A 24,538-nucleotide genomic window follows, 5' to 3' on the forward strand; every position below is an offset into this window, starting at 1 on the left:
TGCAATGCCTGCCTACATCACCGCCATGGGACGTTTCCTGCCAGGCGAACCGGTGCCCAACGACGAGATCGAGGACTACATCGGCAGCGTGGGCCACGCGAGTTCGGGCCTGCGAGAGCAGACCCTCGCCAACTGCGGAATCAAGTCACGGCACTACGCCATCGACAAGCAGCAAAAGACCCTGTTCTCCAACACCGACATGGCGGTCGCTGCGATCCGTCAGGCGGTGGACCGCTCGGACATCACCCTCGACGACATCGATCTCATCGCGGCGGCCACCACCGTCCCGGATCTCATCGCGCCCGGTATCGCCAGCGGCATCCACGGTGAACTGGGCAGCCCGCCCTGCGAGATCGTCACCACCCACGGCATCTGCAGCTCCGGGATGATGGCGCTCAAGAACGCCTACCTCCAGGTGGTGGCCGGGGAGAAGAAGAACGCGGTCGCCTCCGCGTCCGAACTGCCGTCACGTTTCCTGAAAAGCGACCGGTTCGCCGATGTCCGGCCGGTCTCGGACGACGGCGCCATCGCCATGGAGATGGCGTTCCTGCGCTACATGCTGTCAGACGGCGCCGGCGCCGCGCTGGTGCAGGACCGCCCGGCGGCCGACGGGGTGAGCCTGCGGATCGACTGGATCTCGCTCACCTCCTACGCCAACACCGCAAAGACCTGCATGTACCTGGGATCGTCGGACAACTCGGCGGAGCAGACCTGGTGGGACTACCCCTCCGCGGCCGAGGCCTCCGCCGACGGCGCGCTGGCGCTGCGACAGAACCTGGGCCTGCTGCCGCACCTCGTACGGACCGGGGTCAAGGAGTACCAGCGGTTGCTCGACGAGGGCCGCTTCGACCCGGACGAGCTCGCCTGGTTCCCCGCGCACTACTCCAGCGAGCGCATGAAGTCCATGGTGCTCAAGGAGATCCAGCGGAGGAAGGTCAAGGGCCCTTCGCTCGAGAAGTGGTACAGCAACCTGACCCGGGTCGGGAACATGGGGTCCGCCAGCATCTACGTGATCCTGGAGGAGATGCTCAGCGAGGGTCTGGTGTCCCCCGGCGACAAACTCCTGGTCATGGTCCCCGAGTCCGGCCGGTTCGCGGTGTCCTTCGCGCATCTGACGGCCGTCTCCGCCGGGGAGGACTGAGGCCGTGGGTGCACAGCCCCGAGTGACGGTCTACTGGTACTCACAGACCGGACAGCTCCTGGAATCCGTCTCCGCCGTCACCGACCCCCTGGAAAAGGCGGGTTGGGACGTACGCAAGGTCGAGATCAGGCCGAGGGAGCCCTATCCCTTCCCCTGGCCCGTACGCCGCTTCTTCGGTGTCTTCCCCGCAGCTGTCGCCCCCGACGGGGCACCCGAGATCACCGCCCGGCCGCCGGTGGCCGACGGCGACGACGCAGACCTGGTCGTCTTCGCCTTCCCCGTCTGGTATCTGGCTCCGGCGCTGCCCATGCGGGGATTCGTCGACGCCGAGCCGAAGGCGTTCGAGGGGCGTGCCGTCGTCGGCCTGGTGGCCTGCAGGAACATGTGGTACTCGGCCGCCGTCGAGGTGCAGCGGCTGCTTCAGGCCGCGGGCGGCCGCTACCTGGGCACGATCGCCGCCGTGGACACCGCCTCCGCCGGGGTCACCTTCGTCACCACGCTGCGCTGGCTGCTCGCCGGCAAGCGAGAGGCGTCCTGGGGGTTCCCGCGCGCCGGTGTCGGCACGGACGAGCTGGACCGGCTGGCGCTCCTCGGCGAGCGCATCGCCGAACTCGCCCCAGCGCAACCCGAACTCGCCCCGGAACAGGCCGAATCCGCGTCCCACACCGTTTCCGAGGATGCCTTGGCCGACCGGGTCCGCGACGTACTCGCCGCCCATGACGCGGCCCCCGTGCAGTTTCCGCTGGCCGCGGCCGACCTCCTGGCCGGGAAGGCTTTCCGCGTCTGGGGCCGGGTCATCCGCGCCGCCGGCCGACGCGGCGAGGCCCAACGCAACGTGCTCACCGGGGTGTTCGTGCTCTGGCTGTTCGGCGCCATCCTGACCGGGCTGCCCACAGTCGTCGTCGCCCGCGTCCTGTTCAAGGCCGGCTTCGACGCCGCGGTGGCCCGGCGCCTGGCGCCGGTCGTCGCCGGTCTTGCGGAGGTGCGCCGATGACTGCAGCCGTACCCCGTCCGCCGGAGACCGGCGCGCAGCTGGAAGCCGACGTCGTCGTGATCGGTGCCGGACCCACCGGCCTCGCCGCGGCCCACTTCCTCGCCGGACACGGTGTCCGCACGGTCGTCCTGGAACAGCGCCCCGCACCGTCCGGTCACCCACGCGCCACGGTGCTCAACTCACGCACCATGGAACTGCTCAGGCACCTGGGCATCGACGCCGAGGTACGCCGCGCCGGCGTGCCCCTGGAGAACACCGCACGCATCACCTGGTGCACCGAGCTCTCCGGCACCGAACTCGCCTCCCTCGACATCATCGACTCGGCGCACGCCCTGATGCAGCGAGCGGTCAACAGCCCCGCTCTGCCCGTCATCTGCTCGCAGAACCGAGTGGAAGCGCTGCTCGTCGACCGGCTTCCCGAGCACGCACAAGTGATCCGCGGTGTCAGGGCCGAGGAGCTGACCCGCACCCCGACCGGTGTCAGGGTGACGGCCTCGGGTGATCGCCCCACCGTCGTCGAGGCCCGCTACGCCGTCCTGGCCGAGGGACTGCACGGCCCGCTGCGCGAGAAAGTGGGCCTGCGACGGACCGCGGCCACCCCGCTCGGCAGACTCCTCGACATCCACTTCAGCGCCGACCTCTCGCCCTGGACAGCCGGCCGGGAGAGCGCCCTGTACTGGGTGCTCAACGACACCGTGCGGGGCGTCCTCATCACCGTCGACCCCAAGCGCGGCGAATGGCTCCTGGAGATCCCCGCCCTCACCCCCGACGAGGAACACACCTACTTCGAGCAGCAAGTCGATCACCTCAAGCTGATCGAGGCCGCCATCGGCGAGTCGGGTGAAACGATCGCAGGGCTGCGCATCCACTCCGTACGGAACTGGGTGATGGGCTCCACCGGGCTCGCCTCCTGGCGCAGCGCCGACGGCCGGGTGCTCGCCGCGGGCGACGCCGCCCACACCTTCCCGCCGACCGGCGGCTTCGGCATGAACACCGGCATCCAGGACGCCCACAACCTCGCCTGGAAGCTGGCCGCGGTACTGCGCGGCGGCGCCCCCGACACGCTGCTCGACTCCTACGAGCGTGAGCGGCGCCCGGTGGCGGAGTTCAACGCCCGGCACAGCGAGAGCAACGCCCTGCAGAAGCGGGCGCTGCTCCAATCCGACGCCGACCCGACCGAGTTCGCCCGGAACATCGAACAGCACCGGCCACACTTCGACTTCGAAGGGCAGGCGCTGGGTTTCACCTACGCGCCAGGCCCCGGCGAGCCGGTGGTCCAGAACATAGTGACCTATCTGCCGACCGCCCAGCCCGGCCACCGGGCCCCGCACACCTGGCTCGACCGGGCCGGCGACCGGATCTCCACGACCGACCTGGCCCGCACCGGCTTCGCCCTGCTCACCGGGGCAGCGGGAGCCGTCTGGCAGCAAGTGGCGCACGATCGCCCGACCGTCCTGGGCCTGCCCCTCACAGCAGCAGTGATCACCGCGGACGGTCCCCAACTGCGCGATGTCAACGGGGCCTTCGCCGACATCTACGCGCTGCACGGGCCGGAAGCGGTCCTCGTACGGCCCGACGGCCATGTCCTCGCCCGGCTGCCCGGCGTCGCGCCACGGCAGGAACTCCGGCAGGCCGTCGACCGAATGGTCAACAGCGGGCCGGTGCCCACACGAGCGGAAGGACCCTCATGACGCCCGGACCCACCCTCTCCCCGGAGCGACTCGCCGGACTGCGCTCCGGCACACTCTCCGAAGTCCGCGCCGCCCTCGCCGGACTGCCGCGCGAGCACCTGGCGGCCTGGCTGGCCGCACCGGACGGCGAGGACCTGCTGCGCGCGGCCTTCGACCGGATGCCCGAGCGCTACACCGGAGGACCCATGGACGGCCCGCAGATCGCCCGTTGGGAGGTCGAAAGGCCGCCGGCCGACACCGTCGCATACGACCTCGTACTGACCGAGGACACCTGCGACGTGCGAGAGACGGGGATCTCGGGCGCCCCGGCGGTCACCCTCACCCTCGACGCGGTCAGCTTCGTGGAGATGGCCTCCGCCGCGGCCGAGGGCATGGACCTGCTGCTCAAGGGCCGGCTGCACATCCAGGGTGACGTGCACCTCGCGATCCGGATGGAGTCCCTCTTCGGGCTCGCCGAACCGGGTGAGCCCCTATGAGCACAGTCCCCGGGCGCCACCGGGTGGTGGTGACGGGCATCGGCATGGTCAACCCGGTCGGCATCGGCACCGAAACGGTCTGGACGCGGCTGCTCGCCGGAGCCTCGGGCGTGGGACCGATCCAGTGCTTCGACGCCGACCGGCTGCCGGTGCGTATCGCCGCCGAGGTGACGGACTTCGACCCGACCGACTGGCTGACCCGCAAGGAGGCCAGACGCCTCGACCGGTTCTGCCACTTCGCGATCGCCGCGGCCGAACTCGCCGTGGAGCGGGCGGGCCTCGACGGCATCGACCGGGACGGTGCCGCCACCGTGATCGGCAGCGCCATCGGCGGCGCCGCCACCATGATGGCGGGAGTCCTGAAGGACGCGACGGCACCCCGGATGGTCTCCCCGTTCTTCGTGCCCAGTTCCATCGTCAACATGGGCGCGGGCACGGTCGCCCAGCGCTTCGGCTTCCGCGGCCCCGGCGCCGCACCGGTCACCGCCTGCGCCTCCTCGGCCGACGCGATCGGGCAGGCCTACCGCATGGTCCGCGACGGTTATGCCGGGGCCGCACTGGCGGGCGGCTCCGAGGCGTGCATCGCCTCGCCGCTGATCGCGGGCTTCGCCAACCTGCGCGCGCTGTCGCGCCGCAACGACGAACCCCACCGAGCCTCCCGACCGTTCACCGCGGACCGGGACGGCTTCGTCATGGGGGAGGGCGCCGCCATGCTGCTCCTGGAGACCGCGGAGTCGGCCGAGGCACGGGACGCCTACGTCTACGCCGAGATCTGCGGCTACGGACAGACCAGCGACGCCTACCACGTCACCGCCCCCGATCCCACCGGGCAGAGCGCCGCCCGCGCCATGCTCGCCGCGCTGCGCGAGGCCGGCCTCAAGCCCAGCGAGATCGACCACGTCAACGCCCATGGCACCTCGACCCCCTTCTCCGACGCCGCCGAGACCAGGGCGATCAAGTCCGCCTTCGGCACGCACAGCGAGAACCTGGCCGTCAGCGCCACCAAGTCGATGACCGGCCATCTGCTGGGCGCGGCCGGCGCGACCGAGGCGGCGTTCTGCGCCCTGTCCATCGACCGCGGGGTCATCCCGCCCACCATCAACCAGGACGCGGCCGACCCCGAGTGCGACCTCGACTACGTACCGAACACAGCCCGTCCGTACGAGCTCCAGGCGGCCCTCTCCAATTCCTTCGCCTTCGGCGGGCAGAACGTAACCCTCGCCCTCCAGCGCTTCGTCAGGGAGTGACCCCACCCATGTCCATGGAGCTCACGCCGGAGGCCACCTGCAGAGCTCGGTGCACATCGAGACCGACGGCGAGGAGGCCCTCGCCGAGCCGGGCAAGGCCCCTGTCGTAACACCGAGCGTTTCGCGCCGAATCGCCACCCGCCCAGTGGATCCAGGACCGGGTCTTCGGTCTGCTGGCCCCGGTGGCCCGGGACCGCAACCACCCAGGCACCTCAGCCCCGTTGGACCGCCGGCCGAGCCCGCGGCGCCACTCGTGACCACACCTCAGGAAGGCAGCTCGATGACCCAAGTCTCCGCCGCCCCCATGGCCACCAAGACCCCCGGCCCCACCGGTCGGCTGCGCGCCCTGCTCGCGATGTCCGGCAATCCCATGGACTACTTCACCGGGCTGCGCGACCAGTACGGCCCCATCGTGCACCTCCCGCTCGGCTTTCGCGACATGTACCTGGTCAGCGACCCTGAAGCGGCCCACGAGGTCCTGGTCACGTCGCACCGCCACTTCTCGAAGGCCACCATGAGCAACGGACGCGGCAAGTGGGCCGCCCCGCTCTCGGTGGTCTTCGGCAACGGCCTGACCACCAGCGACGGCGAGTTCCACCGCAAGCAGCGCAGGCTGATACAGCCGATGTTCCACCACGAGCGCATCGCCGGCTACGGCCGTGCCTTCGCCGAGATCTCCGACGACATCCAGTCCGGCTGGAAGGACGGGGACCGGCTCGACATGGCGGTCGAGATGACCGAGCTGACCCTCGCCGTCGTGGCCCGTACGATCTTCGACGTCTCGCTCGACAGCGATGTGGCCCGCACCATCCGCACCGCCATGCCACGCCACGAGGGTCCGCTCCGCTGGGACTCCCTGCCCTTCGCCCGCTATCTGTCGATGCTGCCGCTGCCCGGCAACAAGCGCTTCTTCGAGGGCCGCGACCGGCTCGACGCCATCGTCTACCAGCTCATCGAGGAGCGCAGGAAGGGTGACGGCCAGGGCGCCGACCTGCTCTCCCTGCTGCTCGCGGCGCGCGACGCCGACACCGGGGAGCCCATGGACGACCGCCAGGTGCACGACGAGGCGATCACCCTCCTCATGGCCGGCCACGAGACCACGGCCAACGCCCTCACCTGGTCCTACCACCTCCTCGGCAACCACCCCGAGGCGCGGGACCGGATGCACGAGGAGATCGACGAGGTGCTCGGCGACCGGCTGCCCACGGTCCAGGACCTGCCCCGCCTCACCTGGACCGACGCGGTGCTCACCGAGGCGATGCGCCTCTACCCGCCGATCATGGGCATGGCCCGCCGTCCGCTGGAGGACTTCGAGCTCTGCGGCCACCGCATCCCCAAGGACAGCTTCGTCGCGATCCTCCCGTGGATCAACCACCGCGATCCCGAGTGGTGGCCGCAGCCGGAGCGCTTCGCCCCGCAGCGCTGGCTCAAGAACCCGCGGCCCGCCGACGCGGCGGACGAACTCACCGGTCACGCGGTACGCCCCGGACGCCCGCGCCTCGCCTATCTTCCCTTCGGCGCCGGTCCGCGGCAGTGCATAGGCAACAACTTCACGCAGATGGAAGGCGTCATGGCGCTGGCCACCGTGGGACGGCACTGGGAGTTCGAGCCCGTGCCCGGGTTCGCGGTCGACCCGCTGGCGCGGATCACCATCCGGCCGCGGCTCGGTCTGCCCATGTCCGCCAGGCGCCGCTGAGCGCGTCGCCTCCATCGGTCCTGGCACCGGACACGCTGACCACTCGCCGCGCCCGGCTCGGTTCGAGCCGGGGCACCGGCTGTCCGCTCGAGCTCCGACGACTTTGTGCAGGTGGAGCAAGCTGGTTGCCTCAGGGGAGCCTACGGACGCCGTGAAGACAGCGTGATCCCTTTTCGGACAGCCGAGAGCGGTTCCCGCGCGGCCGCGGGCACCGGGCGATACCAAGGGGGAGGGGCGTATGACCACATGCAGAGTCCCTGCTGGCCCTGCGCGGTCAGGGACTGCCTGAGGCACCCGTGATGGAGGAGATGATCCGGTCCTGGGGTGTGGTCGGCACATGGAAGAAGCCGTTGTTGCAGCCGAGTCGCAGCACCGAGGCCCGGTCGGCCACGGCCTTGACGTCTCCCATGTTGTGGCTGATGAGGATCACCCCGATCCCCTGTTCGCGGAGCTCGTCGATCAGGTCGAGGACATGTCCCGCCTGCTGGATACCGAGTGCCGCGGTGGGTTCGTCGAGCAGGACGGCCTTCGGCCGGCCCAGGAGCGCGCGGGAGATCGCGACCGTCTGCCGCTGGCCCGCCGACAGCATGGCGACGGGGGCGCGCACGTCGGGCACGCGAATGCCCAGTGCGTCCAGCTGCCTACGTGCCTCCCCCCGCATGCTGCCCTTGTCGATCTGCCGGAGGAGGCGGCCAAGGACACCAGGACGCCTCCGCTCCTGGCCGAGGAAAAGGTTCTCGGCCACATCGAGGCCATCGCACAGGGCCAGATTCTGGTACACGGTCGCGATACCGAGGTGCCGGGCGGCGTGAGGGGTCCTGATCTGCACCACCCGGCCCTCCCACTCGATCACGCCCGTGTCGGCGGGTGTGACGCCCGCGATGACCCTGATGAGAGTGGACTTGCCGGCGCCGTTGTCGCCCAGAAGGGCGACCACCTCACCTGGATGCACTTCAAGCTCCACGTCCTTGAGGGCCTGCACGGCACCGAACCGCTTGGAGATGCCCCGCAGCGCCAGCAACGGCGAACCGGTCACGCGTACCTCCCCCTTCTCCGTGCGGCGACGTCGAGAGCAGGTCCTCGGGTGGAAACCGCTCGTACTCAACGGTAGGTCAAAACACCCTTACCCGGCCTTTAGGAATAATCTCGACACGTGGTGGAGCGGCAAGACCCGCGAGACGTCGGACCGGCCGGAGGAGCGCGTGACCATGACACACGACCGTTCGAGCCGCAAGCGCGCACGACAGTGGCGTTACCGACGGGGAGCGGCGCTCCTGATGGCGGGAGGCCTGCTGCTCGGCGCCGCCGGATGCGGCGGGGGGCAGAGCCACAGCGTTGGCACGGCGTCGCGGAAGGTCACGATCGGTCTGGTGACCAAGACGGAGACGAATCCGTACTTCGTGACCCTGCGCAAGGCCGCCGCGGCGGCGGCGAAACAGAACCACGCCAAGCTCATCGCTCTGGCCGGCCGGTTCGACGGCGACAACGAGGGCCAGGTCGCCGCGATGGAGAGTCTCATCTCCCGCGGTGTGCAGGGCATCCTCATCACCCCGTCGAACGGTACCGGGCTCCTGAGCACCATCGCGGAGGCCCGCCGACGGGGCATCGTGGTGATCGCGCTGGACTCCACGACCGAACCGCCGAGCGCGACCGACGCCACCTACGCGACGGACAACGTCAAGGCGGGACGCCTCCAGGGTGCATATCTCAGGGCCGCTCTCGCCGGCCACCCACCCAAGGTGATCATGCTCGACGGTACGGACGACTCCACCGTCAGCCAGCAGCGCCACGAGGGATTCCTCAAGGGCTTCGGCATCACCAACGGCTCCCCGGCGATCCGTGGACAGGCGAACACCAACGGAGAACGCAATCCGGCACAGACCGCGACGGAGAACCTCCTGGAGCGCACGAGCGACATCAATACGGTCTACACGATCAACGAGCCGGTGGCCGGCGGCGCCTCCGCCGCCATCACGGCCCGCGGCCTCACCCAGAAGGTGACCATCGGTTCCATCGACGGCGGGTGCGACGGCGTGCGCGACGTCCGGTCCGGCAAGTACGCGGCCACGGTCATGCAGTTCCCGGTCACGATGGCCACCCGAGGCGTCGACTCGGTCGTCGAGTACGCCAGGAGCGGGAAGAAGCCGCACCGATTCACCGACACGGGCACCGTGCTCATCACCGACAAGCCGGTGGGCGGACTGGCGTCCCAGAACACGGACTGGGGACTGAAGCATTGCTGGGGATGACACCGAGGCCGAGCGGTCCAAGAGATCAGGACGGCCGATGAGAACCCGCGTCACCAACCGCGCCGCCGGCAGTGAACCGCACGCCCGGCTCCGGGAGACACTCCGGTACGCCCTGCGCACGCCGGCCGTCGGCCCTCTCGCCGCTCTGCTCATCGCCGTGGCGGTCTTCTCGATCACCACGGAGACGTTCCTGACGGCGCAGAACCTCTCACTGGTGCTCCAGCAGTCCATCGTGATCGGCACGCTGGCGCTGGGCCAGTCCCTGATCGTCCTCACCGCCGGCATCGACCTGTCGAACGGCGCCATCGCGGTCCTCGGCACGATCATCATGGCCAAACTTGCCTTCGAGGGCGCCAATTCCTGGGAGGCCCTGCTTCTCGGCCTGGCCGTGGCGACATTCCTGGGACTGGTGAACGGCCTGCTCGTCGCGCGGCTGGGCTTGCCACCCTTCATCGTGACACTGGGGGCCCTGACCGTCGTTTTCGCGGTGAGCAGGCTCTACTCCCATTCGCGCAGCTATCAGGTGACCTCCGGTCTCCTCCTTTTCTGGGGGGACGGCATCCAGCTCGGGGCGGTGCTCCTCACCTGGGGGACGTTCCTGCTCATCGGCCTCTACGCCTTATTCCGGTACGTACTCGCCGACACCGCCTGGGGCAGGCACATCTACGCCGTCGGCAACGCACCCGAGTCCGCACGCCTGACCGGCATCAGCGTGTGGCGCACCGTCCTCTCGGTCTACGTCACCGCGGGGTTCCTCTACGGCATCGCCGCCTGGCAGGCCCTCGGCCGCATCGCCAATGCCGACCCGAACGCCTACCAGACGGCCAACCTGGAGAGCATCACCGCCGTCGTGCTCGGCGGCACCAGCCTGTTCGGCGGCCGGGGCAGCATCATCGGCACACTCATCGGAGCCCTCATTGTCAACGTGCTCCGCTCCGGCCTCACCCAGGCGGGCATCGACAGTCTCTACCAGGATGTAGCGACCGGAACCCTCGTCATCGTCGCGGTCGGTGTCGACCAGGTGCTCCGCAGGAGCGGCTCACGCTGACATTCGCCCGAGCCGGGGCGCTGAGGCCCAGATATCCGTCGCACGGGGACGGTCTCGGCATTGACAGTGCAGGCTGCCGCTCTCATATTGGGAGCGCTCCCACACGCTTCCCTCCGAGGGACCTGCCATGGACATGAGTGCCTTACGTGTGTATCGGCGCCGCCTGCCGCTCTGGGCGTGGGTGATGACTGTGGTGGCCGTGGCCGCCGTTCCCGCCATCGCGGCGCCGCGTGCGCAGGGCGCGGCTGCGGGCTGCACGGTCACCTACACCACCAACGAGTGGACCGGCGGCTTCACCGCCCGGATCCGTGTCACCAATCTCGGCGCCGCCCTGAACGGCTGGCGGCTGGAGTGGGCGTACGGCGGCGACCAGCAGGTCACGTCCGCCTGGAACGCGCAGGTCACTCAGTCCGGCAGCACGATGACCGCGGCCAACGTCGCGCACAACGCTGTGCTCGCCGCCGGCGCGTCCGCGGACTTCGGGCTCCAGGGCACCTGGCGCAGCGCCGATCCGGCTCCCACCGACTTCGCCCTGAACGGTACGCCGTGCGGCGCAGCCGCGCCCACGCCGCCGGCGCCCCCTGCAGGCACGCCGTCCGGATGTGCCGGGGCGACGATCTGCTCGGACTTCGAGGACCAGACCGGCACCGTGCCTTCGGGCGCCTGGCAGACCACGGCGCCCGACTGCCAGGGCGTGGGGAAGGTCAGCGTCGACACGTCCGTCACCCACAGCGGCACCAGATCACTGCGCGTCGACGGCGGCGCCGGCTACTGCAACCACGTCTTCGCCGCCTCTACCCGCGATCTGTCCTCCGTCGGGCCTGTGGTGTACGTCCGCATGTGGGTCCGGCATACAAACGCCCTGCCCGCCGGCCATGTCACCTTCGTGTCCATGCCGGACGCCTCGCAGGGCGGCAAGGCGCTGCGTGCAGGCGGGCAGAACGGCGCGCTGCAGTGGAACCGCGAGAGCGACGACGCGACGCTGCCGGAACAGAGCCCGGCGGGGGTCGCCCTCAGCGCACCGCTGCCGACGGGCCGGTGGCTGTGCCTGCGGTTCCAGATCGACACCACGGCCCCGTCCATGCGCACGTGGGTCGACGACGGGGAGATCGCCGGACTGCAGGTGGACGGGGTGCCGACCCACGACGTCGACGGTCAGTGGCTCGGCCGCGCGACCCCTCCCCGCCCCACCGGCCTGCGCCTGGGGTGGGAGAGTTACGGCACGGGAGACGACACTCTCTGGTTCGACGACGTGGCCCTCGGCTCCTCGCCGATCGGCTGCTGACACCGGGGCAGGCCCCCTCGCCCCTCACCGACCCACCTTGGACCGGAACGTCGGGTGCCGGGGGTCCCTCACCCGAGGTGCATGTGCAGGAGGGCACGGCGGGCCAGGTCACCTCCCGGCGAGGTCAGATGGGCGTAGACGACGCCGAACGCGACTGCCCGCAGCCCGAGTTCACCGCACCGCACGTCCTGTATGTGAACTGCGCGCTCAGAAAGCCCTGTTGGTTTCGTTGACACTCGTGAGTGCACGCGTTTCACTCGTCTGTCGTACATGGCAACGTTGTCAGATCGACCCCCGGCCTGACAACGTTGCCATCCGGCGGCGTCGGCCTGATCGGCACGTCGCCGGCTCATGTGCGAAGTGGGAACCGCTGCGGAGGCAACCGATGGTCAGATCCCAACGTTCAGCTGTGCCACGACACCGCGAGAGATTCCGTCAACGCCTGGCCGTGGTGTCCGTCATGGGCATCGCCGTACTCCCGCTCCCGGCGATCGGGGCCGCCCATGCCACGAGCACCAGGACGCCGGCCCTGGTGAAGGACGCCGCGGCCCTGGTCAACCCCCTCATCGGCACCTCCGGTGCGGTGGACACCTTCCCCGGCCCCGACATGCCGGCCGGCATGGTGCAGTGGGGCCCCGACACCACGCCCCACCGCCCCGACGGCGGCGGCTACGAGTACGACGACAAGAAGCTCTCCGGCTTCAGCCTCACCCATGTCTCTGGCCCCGGCTGCGGCGTCGCGGGCGACCTGCCCGTCCTGCCGGTGACCGGCGCGCTGTCCGGCAACCTCGGCAACGCGTCCGTCGGTTTCACCCACGGCGACGAGCAGACCGGCATCGGGTACTACGGGGTGACCGACTCCAACGGAGTCAAGACCCAGCTGACCGACACCACTCGCGCCGGACTGGGCAGCTTCACCTTCCCCGCGGGGCAGCAGGCCAACCTGCTGTTCAAGCTCAGCGGCGGCGCCACACAGATCGACGGTACCCGCGTCCGAGTTGTGAACAGCAAGGAGATCAGCGGCTCGGTCGACAGTGGTCACTTCTGCGGCGCGGACAACCGGTACACCCTGCACTTCGACATCAAGTTCGACCAGCCGTTCACCGCGAGCGGCACCTGGGTGGGCGGCACCATCAACCCCGGTGCGACGTCACTGAAGGCGGGGAAGGTCCGCCAGACCTTACCGGCACACACGTCCAAGGCGCTCAAGGAGAAGCACTTCACGGTGCCCGCGAAGCCGTCCCCGACCGTGCACAGGAGCGGCGGTACCCGCTCCGGAGCGGCCGCCCAGCCGCCGACGACGGGCGCGAACGGCATGTATCTGACCTTCGACACCTCCGCCAACCCGACGGTGCGAGCGAAGGTCGGTATCTCGTACACGAGCGATGCCAATGCGGAGGACAACCTCGGCAGCGAGATCAAGAACTGGAACTTCGACGCCGTGGAGAAGGCGAACCACGACGCGTGGAACGCCGTTCTGAACAAGATCCAGATCGGTGGCGGGACCGCGGACCAGCAGGTGCAGTTCTACACCGCGCTCTACCATGCCCTGCTGCATCCGAACGTCCTCTCCGACGCCAACGGGCAGTACATGGGCATGGACAACCAGATCCACAAACTGGCCAAGGGCCAACAGGCCCAGTACGCCAACTACTCCGGCTGGGACACCTACCGTTCCCAGACGCAGCTGATGGCGATGGTCGAGCCCAAGGTCACCAGTGATGTCGTCACCTCGATGCTCAACGGCTACGACCAGACGGGCCTGCTGCCCAAGTGGGCCTCGAACAACGGCGAGAGCTACGTGATGGTCGGCGACCCGGCCGCCGGCATCATCGCCGACGCGTACGCCTTCGGAGCCCGGGGCTTCGACACGGCCAATGCGCTCGCCGCCCTGCAGCACGAGGCGACCGTCCCGAACAATGACCGCCCCGGCGAGTCGGTACGGGACGCGAAGGGCTACCTCCCCCTCGACGAGAACGACTACGGCTGCTGCAACTTCTACGGCCCGGTCTCCACGCAACTGGAATACGACTCCGCGGACTACGCCGTCGCCGCCTTCGCGAAGGCACTGGGCAAGGCGGACGTCTACACCAAATTCGCCACCCGCGCGCAGGATTGGATGAACGTCTTCAACCCGCAGACCGGCTACATGCAGGGAAAGAACAAGGACGGCCAGTTCGCGGGCGGCTTCACCCCGGGCACTTCCAACGGCTTCGTGGAGGGCACCTCGGCCCAGTACACGCCGATGGTCCCGTTCAACCTGAAACAGCTCATCCAGGCGCGCGGTGGTGCCCAGACGTACTCGTCCTACCTGGACAGCCTGCTGGACGACATCGCCCACCCCGGTGGCACCGACGCCGACCTGAGCAACGAGCCCAGCGTCGAGATCCCCTGGGAGTACGCCTACACGGGCGAGCCCTGGAAGACCCAGGCTGCCGTCCGCGAAGCACAGCAGAAGCTGTACTTCAACGCCCCGGTCGGCTCCTTCGGTAACGACGACCTCGGCGCGACGAGTTCCTGGTACGTCTGGTCGTCGCTCGGCATGTATCCGGAGACTCCGGGTGCGGACACCCTGGTGCTCGGCAGCCCGGTGTTCCCGGCGGCCAAGGTGACCTTCGCAAACGGCAAGTCGGTGCAGATCAATGCACCGATGGCTGCTCCCGACGCGCCCTACGTGCAGTCGCTGGACGTCAAGGGCAAGGCGTGGCAGACCTCCTGGCTGACGTACCAGCAGTTCGCGAGCGCGGGCACGCTCGACTTCACCCTCGGCACCCAGCCCGACAAGTCCTGGGCGTCCGGCCCGTCCGCGGCGCCGCCCTCGGACACCACGGGCGGCGACCGGGTGCTGGCCGCGACCGGACCCACCAGCGACGGCCTCGTCCTCCAGCCCGGCGGGTCCGGTGACGGCACGCTCAAGCTGACCAACCTCGGCGGCAAGGCCGTCACGGCCGACTGGAAGGCGACGGCACCATCCGGAGTCACACTGGACGCGACGTCCGGCTCGGTGACGGTGCCCGCTGGGAGCAGCGCCGATGCGAAGGTCCACATGACGGCGGGCCCGGACGAAGGAACGTTCCCCGTCACCTTCGCCCTGACCGACCACACGACCGGTGCAACACTCACCGGCGCGACCCTCCGCGTAGCCGTGGCCAAGGCCGGTGCCCTGTGGCCGTACGACACCAACGAGGGCGTCTATCCCGACGGCACCAGCTTCTCGGCCGGCTTTGACGGCGACGGCTGGGCGTACTCGCAGAACGCACTGTCGGCGGCGGGCGTCACGAGCGGCTCCACCGTCACGGCCGACGGAATCTCCTACACCTGGCCGACAGTGACGTCCGGTCAGCCGGACAACGTGGAGATGGCCGGCCAGACCATCCCGATGCCCGCCGACACATCGGGTGCGTCGCTCGGCCTGCTGGGTGCGGCGGTCAACGCACCGACGGACGGCAGCGGGGTCTCCGGCACACTGACCGTCACCTACACTGACGGCACCACCTCGCAGGCCACGGTCGGCTTCTCGGACTGGACTCTCAACGGCGGGGGCAGCAAGCCCCGTCCTGACGACACGACGACCGTCACGACGTCCTACCGCAACACCGCGAGCGGCGGCCGCAACACCGTCAAGACCTACGTCTTCGCCACCAAGATCCCGCTCGACCCGGCCAAGCAGGTGGCCTCGATCACCCTCCCGGTGACCGGCTCCACAGGCACCGCCCACCTGTTCTCCTACGGCTTCGGCCACTGAAGCAGGGCGGGAGCGGGCCGGAAAGCATCGGGGTGGTGTGGGTCTGCGGCTCACCAGCGTGGCGGCCCAACTGCTCGCATAAGACCGGAACCAGCGAGGAAACGAGCCACCGGCCATCGGTCGCAAGGATGCCCCTCTGAGGTGGACGAGCCGGGCTGAGCCCACGTGGGCCGCTCCAGCCCGACAGGAGAGTGATCAGGACGGCTGAAGCGGCATCAGCGCTGGTCGGCGGACAGCACGTATGACAGGACCTTCTGGGGCCGACCCAGAAGGGGACACCTTCACCTCTCGGTGCGACGGTGCTTACGGTTTGTGGGTTACCCAGAGCATTTCTGCCGGCCAGCGATATGCCCAGTCAGACGGGTCGGTTCGGTTGTAGCCGTTGACTGTTCCGGGTTCGGGCCGCGGCTCGATGAGGTCGTCGATGACGAGACCTGCGCCCCGCAGGACCTTGACCCAGTCGCCGTAGGTGAGCTGATAACTGACCGCGCCCTGGCCTTCGACAACGGTGTCCAGCCCGAAGTAGTCCTGTTGCAACGTCGTGGTTACGCGGCTGGCGGCTTCGTCGTAGCAGGCTTCGAACCATGGGCTGGCGACGTTGAACACCAGGCGCCCACCGCGGCGCAGGATGCGTGCGGCCTGCGGGACGGCCAGGTGCGGGGGCGCCCAGCTGAGCCCGCCGTAGTCACAGAACACCAGGTCGAAGCTGTCGGAGGCGAACGGGAGGTGTTCGGCGGCGCCCTGCACCAGCGGGTAGCGGGCCGCTCCCATCGCTCTGGCTGCCGCGGCGAGCTGGGCTTCGGACAGGTCGAGCCCGACCACGGTGGCGCCCTCAGCGGCGAGCGCCCTGGACCACTGGCCGGCGCCGCAGCCGAGTTCGAGGACGCGCTTGCCGGTGACGTCGCCCAGGGCGTGCAGGTGCGCATCGGGGATGGCGTACGTGCCCCACAGCCGCGGCGTTGCACCGATCTGCGGGTCGTGCTCGCGCTGGTAGGCGCTGCTGATCCGGTTCCAGAACCGCCGGTTGGCGGAAATGCTGTCCACGCGCCGACTCAAGCACTGCCTGTCGGAAGCGGTCAACACCATTGTGCTGGGACCGGGCTGGTTCACCGGTTCACGGGTGTCCCGTCCGGCTGCCGAAGCGATCGGGTGGGAACGATCGAGCTGATCCAGCGTCAGGAGACAAGTCCGCAGGATCGCCGACTACCAGGGGCGGAAGCTGCAGCAGATCATCCGGCGGGGCAACACGAACAGCACCGTCCGCGATGTAGTCCACCATCGGTCGTTAGGCCCTGCGGATGCTGCCCAAGCGGTATGGCATCACCTTCCAGTGCACCAAGACCTGGAAGGAGTCGACCGACCCCGACTTCGACGCCGAGCTCGACCGAATAGAGCAGGCCATCGAACACGTCTCCGACTGGGTCTTCACCTTCGACGAGTTCGGCCCGCTGCGACCACCGGCCGCCGAACTGCCGGGGCACCGTCGTCTCACCAAGTGGCGCTCGGACAGTGTTCCGGAAACCTGCCCGAAGCGCAGCCACCTCAGAAGCCGAGCCCGCGCGCCATCTGTCACCAGGAACGCATCTTGGCACTCTCGTCCCGGTCATGAGCAGCTGCACGCGGGCGACGGAGTCCCGTCACGGACGTCGATCGCCCCGGCCGTCCCGGCGACACAGCACTGCCGTCACTGAGAGTGAACGAAGCCGCCCGGCGGTGAGTTTCCGGCGGTTGTGCGGTCTACCCGTCGACGAAAGGAGCGCACCATGCGCGAGATCATCGTTTGCACGTTCCTGACGCTGGACGGCGTCATGCAGGCCCCGGGCGGCCCGGACGAGGACGCCCAGAGCGGCTTCGAACACGGAGGCTGGCAGAAAGCAGTGTCCGACGACGAGGTTGGCACGGCCATCACCGGTTGGTACGAGCACTCCGACGCGATGCTGCTCGGCCGCAAGACCTACGAGATCTTCGCGTCGTACTGGCCGACCGCCGATCCCGACAACCCGTTCACCAATCGGATGAACACCATGCACAAGTACGTGGCCTCTCGGACTCTGACGTCCGTCGAGTGGCAGAACTCGATGCTGCTGGAGGGCGACATCGTCGATGCCGTACACAAGCTGAAGGTGTCCGACGGCGGCAACATCAACGTCGTCGGCAGCGGCGACCTCGCCCAGACCCTCATCCACCACGGCCTGGTCGACGAGTACCGGCTCACCATCCATCCGGTGATCATCGGCGCCGGCAAGCGGCTGTTCGCCGACGGAGCGATCCCCACTGCTCTGGAGCCGGTCAGCGTCTCGTCGACGAAGGGGGGCACCATCGTCGGCGTCTATCGGCCGAATGGTAAGCCGAGATACGACAGCTACTAGAGCTTCTGTACATCTCCATCACGGGCGTCTTTGGCCTGTGCGGGCGGAGCGCCGGGGCTGGGCTGGTGTGCAAGGCGGCGGCCCGTGCATGGGCATCGGGGGGCGTTGGTGGCCGGAGGCCGGGTGCGGGCCGTGTCCTTGGCGGGTCCGGTCCGCACGGGGTCCGGCCGGGGCTGGCCGGGCGGGCGCGGATTCTCCGCAGGGCCGTACGGCTGCGCGGCGCCCTCTGGGGTGCGCCGACGGCAGCCGGTGTGAGGTGTCATCCGGTGACGGGCTCCGCCGTTCGCGCTGCCGGGCCGCCTTGGCGTCTCCCAGCGAGCAACTTCCGAACTCGCCTGGAAACGCCACCCGCGAAAAGTGACACAGCAACGACGCCCTTGGCCGGCTCTTCCCCGCCTCAAGGATCCTTCTCGAACGCGCCCGGAGCGGAGAAGCCGGCACTGGCTTGCGAAAAACACGAGCAGGCGACCACCCAACGCTCCTGCCCCTCACCACCGCCCGGGCTGAAAGGCCCGCGATGCCCCCCCGCCGCGACCCTGCCCCGCTCGCCCGAGCCGGACCCCGTCACAGCCTCCACGAACGAGCCTGCGCCCTCACTGCTCTGACCGCACTCGAGGATCAGGGGGCCGCTCGCATCCGCCGCAGTCGCCCGCGTCGCTCGCCTCTCCACCTGGCTCACCCGTGCCCCCGGGCGTACGCGAGCACTTCCAGGCAGCCGTGCGTCACCAACTCGGCCGCCGGATCGATGCCGTCCACGCCCCTGACGCACCGACCGGCCAGACGAACTGACCGCCCACAACCAGGAATTCACCCGTCGGCACTCGTCGGCATCCGCCGACTACGACAAGAGCGGACTGTCGGTGACGTCCGGGTCTTCCTGGCGAAGCCGGACCTGCTCGGCCGCCGCCTCCAGGGCGGCGCGCCAGTGCGGGCTGTCGACGTAGTGGTTGTCGTACAGCTCGGAGGAGTCCTTGATCTCCTGTGGACTGGCCTCGCCGCGCATGACGCGGCCGAGCAGGCGCAGATAGTCGAAGCGCGGCATGCCGGGGGTGAAGGTGAACAGCACGTCGGCCGTGCAGCCGGGGCCCGCGGCGAAGGCGTGCGGAGTGTGCGGCGGGACGAGCAGGAAGTCTCCCTCGTCCAGCGTCTTCACCTCGTCGTCCACCAAGACCAGGAGCGTGCCGCCGATCACGAAGAAGAGCTCTGAGGCCCGCGTGTGGAAGTGCGCCGGAGCCCCGACCGCGCCCTTCGCGAACGCCGAACGGTAGCTGGTGATCGGGCTGCCGCCGGTGCCGCAGTCGGCCAGCAGCGTCATTGTGCTGCTCGGGTCACTGGTCGTCTCCGCCTCGACGGCACGGGTCAGGACGGGCTTCAGCACGCTGGTGCTCATGATGGTATCTCCCCTGGTCAGTGACCGGTCCGGCGTTCCCTCCCGGCCTTGTGTCCACAACTCTATGGCAGGAAAAGACACAGGAAATGGTTCATTCCTGATGCATAATCACGGGTCAATCTGCCGACGCACGCCGCAGGGGGCCTGGCCGCCGGGACCGCCCCTCCTCACTCGGCTGCGACCTGCTCCCGGGACGCCGCCAGCGGGCGAACCTTGGTCGGCATGAGGCGCAGAAGCTGCCCGGAGTCGCGGAAGGAGGCGAAGCGGCCCGCCTCCCCGGCCAGCGTGAACTCCCGTGCTTCGCCTGCATCTCGCCGAAGAACCGCTTGGCCCGCCCGGCGGGAGCGAGGACGTCCCGGTCGGCCCCGAAGATGAAGAACGGCATGTCGAAGCCCGTGCCGCCGGCCCAGTCATCGAAGCCGGCAGCGGCGGGGAGAACCAGAGCAAAAATGACCACGGACTTCATGGTGCAGAAGGTCAGCAGGTCCGCTGGTGGCCGCCATCCTGGCGCAAGCGCCGAACCGCTCGGCGGCCCGGGGCCGCGTATCGGCGCCCTGCCGCCCGCCACCTGGTGCAGGCGCTGCGGCCAGAGCACCTGGCGCTCCCAGCGCAGGATCTCATCCCACTACCGGGCCACGACCGCGTGTGCCAGGGCGGACACCTGGCCGGGCTCCGCCGCGGCCCGCACCGCACGACGTGCCACCCCCGCCCACTGCCGCTGCGCCGCAGCCGCCTCCGGGACACCGCGCAGGTCGAGGTGTTGCAGCGGCTGGTCGGCGTCCGCGTCCAGCAGCCACCGCCCGTGCCGGACACACACCCGCAGCCGGCGCGGCACATACCGCACCGCCCGCTGTGCCTGCCCGGTGCGCCGCGCGGTGCGCCGGGCAGGCGAACGCCGCTTCTCCCGCCACGGCGCTCGCCGCCCGCCACCGCGCCTGCGCCAGGTCTGCCTTCCGGCCGGTGCTGATGTTGGGATCATCCTCGGTGGATGCGGGCAGAGCGCGCGCCAGGACCTGGGGCCCGACCCCGCACAGCTCGGCGAGCACAGCCCGCCCGGCTTCGTTGAGGACGATTTCCGCGTCGGCCCGTACGCCGCCGCCGTCGTTCCGGGCCGGGGGAGTTGCGGCAGGTTCACTGCCGCAGCACAGCGGCGGCTGTCAGCCCGTAGCGGTCCGCGATCCGGTTGATCAGCCACGAGGTCAGCTCCCCGGTCAGTGACACGGTCGCTGACGCCCCTGCTGCCACAGGTCCCCCTCCCATGCCCTTCTTTCCGTCCTGTCTGGGACTCTGACCGGCTACAGCTCGAACTCCAGGTCGATCAGGTCGGTGAGCTCTACTTCGAGGCCGTGGGCGCGGCGGCCGCTGTCGCGGAAGTAGACCTCGCCCAGAGCCTGTGCGGCGATCTGGCGGAGGCGGTCTTCGGTGAGACCCGCCTCCTGGGCCTCGAAGAGGCGGGCAGCGTGCCGTGGGGGCAGCGCGAGGGTGAGGTGACGCACGCGGGCATCGTCAGTGCTGCCGGGGGCGGCGGTGTAGCCGAAACGGGCCTGGACATCGATCATGATGCCGCCGGTGGTGGCCGCGGCCTGCTTTGCCTTGGCCCGGATCTGCGGCTGCCAGCGGGCGCGGACCTCGCGTTCGATCCGGTCGGCGAGCTCCGGGCGGGGGGTTTTGATCTGGTTCTTCACGTACCGCTCGACGGTGCGCTGGCTGATGCCGAGCAGCTCGGCGACGCGCCGGGTGCTGCGCTGGTGCTGCCGGACCAGGTACCGCATCTGTGCCCCTGCGGACTTGGGCAGGGGACGGGTGAAGGCCCCCTGCACCGCCTTGTCGAGTCCTTCCCCGACCGTGACCATGCCGCGATTCCCCTACTCTCCGGTGTCCTTGGCGGTGACCTCACCGGTCTTGATGTACCGGGCGAGGTTGGCGACATGGCCGTCGCCGGCGAGCTGCTCGAGCACGTTGGCGCCCCACAGCACGCTCTGCGTGCCCTCGTGCTTGACCATGCCGGGCGACACCCCCAGCCGGAAGCTGCCGGGCACGGTCTTGCCGTCGGCGTCGTAGGGCAGGACGTCCAGGGGGCTGGGCCCGTCGGCCGCGTACACCGCGCAGTCGGACAGGACCGCGATGGGGTAACGGCCGGTGGCCGCCGCCAGGTTGAGCATCTTGCGGTGCATGTTGACGCGGGCCCGGGAGATGACGGTGGCGCGGATGTCCGGTCGCCAGGTCGGCCGGGCCAGGGCGGGCCAGGCCTGCCCCGGCTTCCAGCCGCCCCCGCGGGCTTTCTCCTGCAACTTGCCGATGCCGCCCTTGACGGTCATCTTGACCGCGTCCACGACGATCGCCAGTTCCGCATCACGGCTCTTGTAGCCGTCCATGGCCTTCAGGAACTCGGCCGGGGAGACCTTCTCCGCGACGCCGAGGTCCGCCATGGTGGCAACGTAGGCGTCGCGCAGCCGCTTGTACCAGCCGTCCAGGAACCGGCCGCTCTCGCGGCGCACCCACGCCTCGGCGGGCGCGACGTCGTAGCCGAGCTCCACGGCGTAGGCGACGGTGGGGGTGGCGTACCAGGCCGGACCGGTGGGGCGTTCGCCGGTGGGCGTGAACGGGCTGGGCAGCAGGCCGCCTGCGAGGTCGCGCCACTGTTTGCCGACCTTCACCCGGGACAGGTCGACATGGGAGAGGTCGACCAGCCAGGATCCGGGCACCGCTGGGTCGAAGACCGGGTTGGTGACGTGCGCGGGCGGCGATGCCAGGCCGACGACCGCGCCGTTGGCGGCCGCCCCGAACGCCAGGTTCACGTCGATGCCGACCAGGTACCGCTGCATGCACTCGGCATCGGTCAGGTCCCGTGCCCAGTCGTAGGCCTCCTCGAACAGCCGCTCGCCGGGGCCGCGTACGTGGAAGCGGGGCAGGTGGGCCAGGACCGGGTGTCCGTCGGTCGCCTCGCACGGCGCCGGGTCCACCGGCTCGGTGCCCAGTGACCCGGGCCGGTGCTCGCTGTGTCGCTTGCCGTCGGCGTCCGGCTCGCCGGCGCGGGTCGGCGGGTTGAGCGCGGTCATCAGCTGCAGCCCGGTCACGGCGGTGGAGCCGACCGGCGTCATGACCCGGGCCGCGTACACGCCCAGTACCCGGGCCAGCTCCGTCGGCGGAAGCTGCGCGGCATGACCCCACGCCCGGCCGTCCAGGGCACGCCAGGACGGGATGCACAGCTGCACGCACTGCCTGCGGCCTCCCTGGGCGGGGCGGTAGATCCGCGCCCACGGCCCCAGCCCCCGCCTGGTGAGCTGCCAGTCGGCACGCTCAAGCTGCTTGATGACCTTGTGCCCCTCCGCCAGCCGCCCGGCAAGCCGCTCGGACTCCGACAGGACGGCGGGCAGGCCGTACCGCTCGCACGCGGCCTCGGTGAGCACCAGCAGTGGGTCGGCGTCCTTGCCCGAACCGTGCAGCTTCTCCGCCCCGAGCCGCGCCTCGGCCAGTGTCCACTCGACCAGCGCGGGCAGGGACTTGGCGGGCACGTCCAGGAGCAGACCTCCGACGCCGTAGCCGGTCACCTGCTTGTCGGCGTCGGCGTCGAGGACGAGCAGCGGGCCGTGCAGGTAGGCGCCGCCGGGCGCCGGGATGTGGGCCGGGGCGGCCTGGGTCGCGGCAGGACGCCGCGAGCCCTGCGGCGTCCTGCCGGTACGCGGCTGCGACACGGCGGCCGCTGCGCCGCCGGCCGCAGGGGCCGCCGACGGCGCACCGGCCTCGGATGTGGCAGCAGCTTCCGGTGCCCCACCCGCGGGCCGCGGCTGCGCTGTGGGCGCCGCGGTGGGGACGGTCTGCGGCGCCGCGATGTCCGTGTCCTCCTGCGGGGGGCCGGTGCTCTCGGGGGCGGGGTAGAGCCTGGCGAGCTGCTTGAGCAGGCGCGCATACGCTTCCCGCTCCGGCGGCCGAGGCTCTGTCCGGCCCGACTCCCAGGCGCCGACGGTCGCCCGCCGCACCTCCAGGGCGGAGGCCACCTCGTCCAGGGTCAGCGCGTGCGCCTGGCGCAGCCGCCTGCGCTCGGCCGGCGGCGGCAGGGGGGAGCGGGACGCGACCAGCGCGTCGACCGCGTCGAACAACTCAGACATGGGACACCTCCGCCCCTCACCCTACCTCGAAACGCTCTTACCGCGTACTAACGACGTGCGAATCACATACATTCAGCGTACTAACCGTGTCTTTGGGGGTAATGAAGTCCCGTCACTGAACCGGAATCGTGTACCAGCGGCGGGGAGCCCACCGTGCTCGTGCCGTTGCTGCGGTTTCCGGGGCGAGGGGGGGCGAAGGCGGCAGAGGGCGACGGCTGGGCCGACATGGGCGGGGACTGTCATGTCCAGGAGGCCGCAGAACGCACGAGCGCTCGCCGCTGCCGGGGCCGATCCCTGGCGGCTCTCGCTCGGCGGCTGGTCCCCGAGCTGTTCCCGGTGCCGGAAGGGGTGTCGCTGACCGAGACCGAGTGTGCGGCAGCGCAGGAGGCCCGTCGCCTCACCACACGGGCCTGGCCTGCGTGGCGGACCTCCTCGACGTGCTGAACGAGCTGCCGGAGGATCCCTACGCGTACGACATGACGAAAGCCTGCACACCGTCGGCGTGACGTCCGTGCCCGGCGGCTGCGTGGTCACCCAGCCCTGGGGCTACGCGCCGAGCATGCCCGGCGTGCTGGCCCGGCTGTCTGCCGGCACCCTTTGCTACGGCCTCTACGGCAATCCCAACTGCGGCAACCAGGGCAGCATCGCCCGCCATGGAACGATCGAGGGCTCAGACCTGCACCCCGGCGGAGAACCGGACGAGGACGACATCCCCGCGCAGGTGCTGGCCTCCTACCTCTACCGGAACAACGCCGTCGCCTACGCCTGCGCCTTCGCAGGACTGCGTCCGACCGACCGCCGCGCCGTGGCCGGACCGCCCGATGCGTGGGTCGAACTGCCCCGCCGCGACTACTGGAGTCACTGACTCGAGAAGAGCTGTCATGCCCGTGGTGGAACAGCGCCCCGGCCATCCCGGACCTGCGCGGCTCTATCCCGACCAGTTCAAGGCGGTGAGTCAGCTGGCACGGCATCTACGGCGCGCGGGGACGCGGGGGCTGTTCGTGTCGGCGACGGGGAGAGCTGGGGCTGTGCGGACCGCGGCCGAAACGGCGACGGAGCCTGACTCGGCCCGGGGAAGCGGTCACGCAGATCGACATC

General features: G+C 69.9%; 19 protein-coding genes. 13 read left to right on the forward strand and 6 right to left on the reverse strand.

Features of this window, described 5'->3' with window-relative positions; translation table 11 throughout:
• The first annotated feature begins 4 nt into the window (after positions 1-4).
• From ACFY0F_RS26195 to ACFY0F_RS26220, 6 genes are all read left to right on the forward strand, one after another.
• Positions 5-1,141 (forward strand): 3-oxoacyl-[acyl-carrier-protein] synthase III C-terminal domain-containing protein, encoded by a 1,137-nt coding sequence (locus ACFY0F_RS26195; protein WP_388798941.1) that lies wholly within the window; start codon positions 5-7, stop codon positions 1,139-1,141.
• Between the two features lie 4 nt (positions 1,142-1,145).
• Positions 1,146-2,135 (forward strand): hypothetical protein, encoded by a 990-nt coding sequence (locus ACFY0F_RS26200; protein WP_388798944.1) that lies wholly within the window; start codon positions 1,146-1,148, stop codon positions 2,133-2,135.
• Positions 2,132-3,826, forward strand: coding sequence for an FAD-dependent oxidoreductase (locus tag ACFY0F_RS26205; protein WP_388798948.1), 1,695 nt, complete (start codon positions 2,132-2,134; stop codon positions 3,824-3,826). Before ACFY0F_RS26200 ends, ACFY0F_RS26205 begins: the two co-directional genes overlap by 4 nt.
• The gene (locus ACFY0F_RS26210) at positions 3,823-4,302 is read left to right on the forward strand and encodes an SCP2 sterol-binding domain-containing protein (protein WP_388798950.1); all 480 of its coding nucleotides are present in this window, start codon (positions 3,823-3,825) and stop codon (positions 4,300-4,302) included. The genes ACFY0F_RS26205 and ACFY0F_RS26210 overlap by 4 nt, the downstream gene beginning before the upstream one ends.
• Positions 4,299-5,549 carry a beta-ketoacyl-ACP synthase II gene (fabF, locus tag ACFY0F_RS26215; RefSeq protein ID WP_388798953.1) on the forward strand — a complete coding sequence of 417 codons (1,251 nt, stop codon included), beginning with the start codon at positions 4,299-4,301 and terminating at the stop codon, positions 5,547-5,549. The genes ACFY0F_RS26210 and fabF overlap by 4 nt, the downstream gene beginning before the upstream one ends.
• 280 nt (positions 5,550-5,829) lie before the next feature.
• The gene (locus tag ACFY0F_RS26220) at positions 5,830-7,245 is read left to right on the forward strand and encodes a cytochrome P450 (RefSeq protein WP_388798956.1); all 1,416 of its coding nucleotides are present in this window, start codon (positions 5,830-5,832) and stop codon (positions 7,243-7,245) included.
• A 274-nt stretch (positions 7,246-7,519) separates the two neighbouring features.
• Here ACFY0F_RS26220 and ACFY0F_RS26225 read toward each other — a convergent pair whose 3' ends face one another.
• The gene (locus ACFY0F_RS26225) at positions 7,520-8,281 is read right to left on the reverse strand and encodes an ATP-binding cassette domain-containing protein (RefSeq protein ID WP_388798959.1); all 762 of its coding nucleotides are present in this window, start codon (positions 8,279-8,281) and stop codon (positions 7,520-7,522) included.
• A 172-nt stretch (positions 8,282-8,453) separates the two neighbouring features.
• Here ACFY0F_RS26225 and ACFY0F_RS26230 point away from each other — a divergent pair, with 172 nt between their 5' ends.
• From ACFY0F_RS26230 to ACFY0F_RS26245, 4 genes are all read left to right on the forward strand, one after another.
• Positions 8,454-9,494, forward strand: coding sequence for a substrate-binding domain-containing protein (locus tag ACFY0F_RS26230; RefSeq protein WP_388798962.1), 1,041 nt, complete (start codon positions 8,454-8,456; stop codon positions 9,492-9,494).
• A 37-nt stretch (positions 9,495-9,531) separates the two neighbouring features.
• On the forward strand, positions 9,532-10,542 hold the full coding sequence (locus ACFY0F_RS26235) for an ABC transporter permease (RefSeq protein ID WP_388798965.1): 1,011 nt from the start codon (positions 9,532-9,534) through the stop codon (positions 10,540-10,542).
• A 127-nt stretch (positions 10,543-10,669) separates the two neighbouring features.
• Positions 10,670-11,827 (forward strand): cellulose-binding domain-containing protein, encoded by a 1,158-nt coding sequence (locus ACFY0F_RS26240; RefSeq protein ID WP_388798967.1) that lies wholly within the window; start codon positions 10,670-10,672, stop codon positions 11,825-11,827.
• 460 nt (positions 11,828-12,287) lie between these two features.
• Positions 12,288-15,572, forward strand: a complete 3,285-nt coding sequence (locus tag ACFY0F_RS26245) for a GH92 family glycosyl hydrolase (protein ID WP_388798970.1) — start codon at positions 12,288-12,290, stop codon at positions 15,570-15,572.
• Between the two features lie 303 nt (positions 15,573-15,875).
• Here the strand turns inward: ACFY0F_RS26245 and ACFY0F_RS26250 are convergent, their stop codons facing one another.
• Positions 15,876-16,616, reverse strand: a complete 741-nt coding sequence (locus ACFY0F_RS26250; protein ID WP_388798973.1) for a class I SAM-dependent methyltransferase — start codon at positions 16,614-16,616, stop codon at positions 15,876-15,878.
• 254 nt (positions 16,617-16,870) lie between these two features.
• Between ACFY0F_RS26250 and ACFY0F_RS26255 the strand changes: the two genes are divergently transcribed.
• Both ACFY0F_RS26255 and ACFY0F_RS26260 read left to right on the forward strand, forming a co-directional pair.
• Positions 16,871-17,263 (forward strand): hypothetical protein, encoded by a 393-nt coding sequence (locus tag ACFY0F_RS26255; protein ID WP_388798976.1) that lies wholly within the window; start codon positions 16,871-16,873, stop codon positions 17,261-17,263.
• Between the two features lie 72 nt (positions 17,264-17,335).
• A complete protein-coding gene (locus tag ACFY0F_RS26260) occupies positions 17,336-17,941 on the forward strand; it encodes a dihydrofolate reductase family protein (protein WP_388798979.1) in 606 nt (201 codons plus the stop codon).
• Between the two features lie 838 nt (positions 17,942-18,779).
• Here ACFY0F_RS26260 and ACFY0F_RS26265 read toward each other — a convergent pair.
• The 4 genes from ACFY0F_RS26265 to tap form a co-directional block, all read right to left on the reverse strand.
• Positions 18,780-19,331: a cupin domain-containing protein gene (locus ACFY0F_RS26265; protein WP_388798982.1), complete on the reverse strand. Its 552-nt coding sequence runs from the start codon at positions 19,329-19,331 to the stop codon at positions 18,780-18,782.
• 625 nt (positions 19,332-19,956) lie between these two features.
• On the reverse strand, positions 19,957-20,310 hold the full coding sequence (locus ACFY0F_RS26270; protein ID WP_388798986.1) for a hypothetical protein: 354 nt from the start codon (positions 20,308-20,310) through the stop codon (positions 19,957-19,959).
• 316 nt (positions 20,311-20,626) lie between these two features.
• Positions 20,627-21,184, reverse strand: a complete 558-nt coding sequence (gene tpg, locus ACFY0F_RS26275) for a telomere-protecting terminal protein Tpg (protein ID WP_388798989.1) — start codon at positions 21,182-21,184, stop codon at positions 20,627-20,629.
• Between the two features lie 12 nt (positions 21,185-21,196).
• Entirely contained in the window at positions 21,197-23,440 is a 2,244-nt protein-coding gene (tap, locus tag ACFY0F_RS26280; protein ID WP_388798991.1) for a telomere-associated protein Tap, read from the reverse strand.
• A gap of 502 nt (positions 23,441-23,942) precedes the next feature.
• On the opposite strand from tap, the gene ACFY0F_RS26285 reads away from it, so the two are divergent.
• The gene (locus ACFY0F_RS26285) at positions 23,943-24,305 is read left to right on the forward strand and encodes a hypothetical protein (RefSeq protein ID WP_388798994.1); all 363 of its coding nucleotides are present in this window, start codon (positions 23,943-23,945) and stop codon (positions 24,303-24,305) included.
• The last annotated feature ends 233 nt before the right edge of the window (positions 24,306-24,538 follow it).

Source organism: Streptomyces sp. NPDC001544 (assembly GCF_042894285.1).
Classification (GTDB): Bacteria; Actinomycetota; Actinomycetes; order Streptomycetales; family Streptomycetaceae; genus Streptomyces.